Annotated in this window: 2 protein-coding genes; one reads left to right on the top strand and one right to left on the bottom strand. The window is 51.7% G+C overall.

Going from position 1 to position 2,856, the window contains the following annotated elements:
* A partial coding sequence (locus R3C20_26050) for a sialate O-acetylesterase (protein MEZ6043970.1) occupies positions 1–590 on the top strand: 590 nt, incomplete at its 5' end.
* Here the strand turns inward: R3C20_26050 and R3C20_26045 are convergent.
* Entirely contained in the window at positions 538–1,908 is a 1,371-nt protein-coding gene (locus R3C20_26045; protein MEZ6043969.1) for an IS256 family transposase, read from the bottom strand. The two genes, R3C20_26050 and R3C20_26045, sit on opposite strands and share 53 nt — an antisense overlap.
* Positions 1,909–2,856: the final 948 nt, after the last annotated feature.

Raw genomic sequence — 2,856 nt, 5'->3', positions numbered from 1 at the left:
GGCTGACGATGCAAAAGCTTATCGACGGCCCCATTCTGATAATCAAAACGTCATGGGGTGGCAAGAGCCTGAATACCGATTTTCGCTCCCCAGGCGCGGGTCCGTATGTGTTCAACGAATCACAACTGGCGACTTTTCGGAAACAGAGCAAAGATCCTGTCGTGATCAAAGCAGAGAAAGAAGCCGCGACCGGTGTTCATTATCGGTTGATGATCGACCACGTCAGAAGTGTCACCGCAGACCTCAAACGAATCATGCCCGATGACATTGCATCACAGGGCTATGAACTGGCCGGGTTTGTCTGGTTTCAGGGCTGGAACGATATGGTGGATTCAGGCACTTATCCGACTCGCGACCAGCCCGGTGGCTATGATGCTTATACTGACGCAATGGTTCATTTCATTCGGGACGTGCGGAAAGATCTGAACGCCCCGGCGTTGCCATTTGTGATTGGAGTTCTTGGCGTCGGTGGCCCCGTTGATCAGTATGGTCCGGACCAGGGAGTTACTTCCAAATGTTGTGTTCAGGAGGAATCTTTCAGGCGACGACTTCGGTATGAGTTGTATGGGATTTGGTGGTTGAGGAATTGAGCTCATCGACAGATTGTTCGTTGATGCCGTCGATGAAGCGGACGCCTTTGATCAGTTCCGGGATGTGTTGATGACCTCGGAGTTTTCGCCAGCCTTTGGCAGCGCTCTGAGCCAGCTTGAAGATCATGACCGTTGACGCTTTGGCACTTCCGTTGTTCTTTGTTTTTCGATGACGCAGTCGGATTGTTGCAAAGGTACTCTCGATGGGATTCGTCGTCCGAATGTGACACCAATTGTCCGCCGGGAAGTTGTAGAACGTCAGCAGCACATCCCGGTCCTTTCGCAGACATTCCACAGCTGCCGCGTATTTTGCTTCGAACGTCCGAATGAACAGATCGAAGGCTTTGTCGGCTTCTGCTTTTGTCGGAGCATCCCAGATCGAATGAAGCATCCGCTTCGCCTGAGGTTGAACGCTCTTTTGAATCTTGTCCAGCACATTCGCCGTCTTATGAACTGTGCAACGTTGCACGTGAGTTGTTGGAAACACCTGGTGCAGTGCCTTCCAAAATCCCAAAGCTCCATCTCCGATCGCCAGCAGCGGATCGTATCGCAGGCCGCGAGCTTTGACGTTCAGAAGAAGTTCCTTCCATGACAATTCACTTTCACGAACACCATCCACAACCGCAATCAGTTCCTTCGTGCCATCTGCCGTGGCGCCCATCAAGACCAGCAAACACTGGCGATTTTCATCCGAGCCGCGGCCTTCGTTGTCATTGAATCGAATGTTGCTGTAGATGCCGTCAGCCCAGAAATACACATATCGTTTGTCCTTCAGGGAACGCTTCGACCATTCGTCATATTCTCCTTCCCAGATGGATTTCAGCCGAGTGATCGTGGTTGCTGAAAAGCCGGCCGCGTCTTTGCCGAGCAGCGCTTGCAATGCCTCCGGGAAGTCGTTCGTACTGATGCCCTTGAGGTACAACCATGGCACCAGCTCCTCAATGGATTTTGTCTTGCGAAGATACTTCGGCAGGATGGAAGAATGAAAGACCTCACGCTCGTCTGCAGCCCGCTTATCGCGGACTCGAGGTTGACGGATCTGGATCGGCCCAAGGCCAGTGGTGAGTTCCCGCTCCGGAAGCGATCCGTTCCGAATGACGAGCCGCCGCCCATCTTCACCAACGATGCCGGATCGATTCTGCAGATAATCATCCACCTCCCTCTGAATGGCTGCCTGCAACATCTTCTGAGCTCCCTCTCGCAGAATCTGAGTCAGCACGTCACGGACTTCGCTGGTCGAGGCACTCTCGGAAGCAACCTCCGGATTGTCGACGCAGCAGACTGTTTCAGAGACGAATTCCTGGTTACTGTTCTTCACGGGTGGCGTTCCTTTCGGGGAGAATTGGTCTTTGTTTGGTAACCAACTTTTCTCGAAATACGCCGCCTCTTTCAACCCTCACTCAAACACAACTTTCGACAGTAACTCCTTTGAAAAGTGGGTGCACCTATCATTTCCCCGTTTGCGATTTGCTTTGGAACTCAGTTCGCAGCTTCGGCGGTTTCGAGAGAGTTATGAAAGTATCCGAGACAAGATTGTGAATCATTTGGCATCCATCAATGATCTACTTCTCGATTTACTTATTGCTGGTTCGCAGTTATCTGATGCTTGCCACCAGGTCGGAGCGACATGTGGTGTTGATATCAGCCCCGAAAGCCCGAACACTCACGGCAATGCCGCAGCAATGCGTGAACGCGAAGTATCATTTAGGGGGAATAAGATTGTCTGCGAGTTCCATACCAAGATAACGCCCACGCATGATCGCATTCATTTCTCGCCAACGGTGCGGTCAGAGTCTGATCGCAGTAAGTACCTCGTGGTTGGCCCATTCGCAGAGCATCTAACGACCTAAAACAGGTTTCAAGTCTATTCATCATTCGAAGAACTTGATCCCGTCCCAACCGAAACATGGACCGTCGTTGGCAAGTCCACGGAACTCCACGTGACATGCAGTCAATCCGGATCAGTTGTGGCAATCTATCCACGTGGCATATCGACGAATTTCGTCTCGGCGCAAGCTGGCGTGCGATTGCGTTCTGCATGCCGCAACTCTCGATCTTGATTGTGTCCACAAAGATTCACATGTTCCCCGCCTTCTGCCACGTTGCCATTCAGGGAAATGCTGTCTAGGTGCCGTCGTTCATTTGGCGGGTCAGCGGTGATATGATTTCAAGCTTTGAATCCTTAAGCTTTGCGACGAAAGTCACAAAGTAACTGCACTTTCTGACATCTGCCTAACGCGTTGAGCCAATTGTCTGCTGGGCCAGA

It is taken from the genome of Planctomycetaceae bacterium, from assembly GCA_041398825.1.
GTDB lineage: Bacteria > Planctomycetota > Planctomycetia > Planctomycetales > Planctomycetaceae > F1-80-MAGs062.
This window is presented reverse-complemented; position numbering and strand designations above follow the sequence as displayed.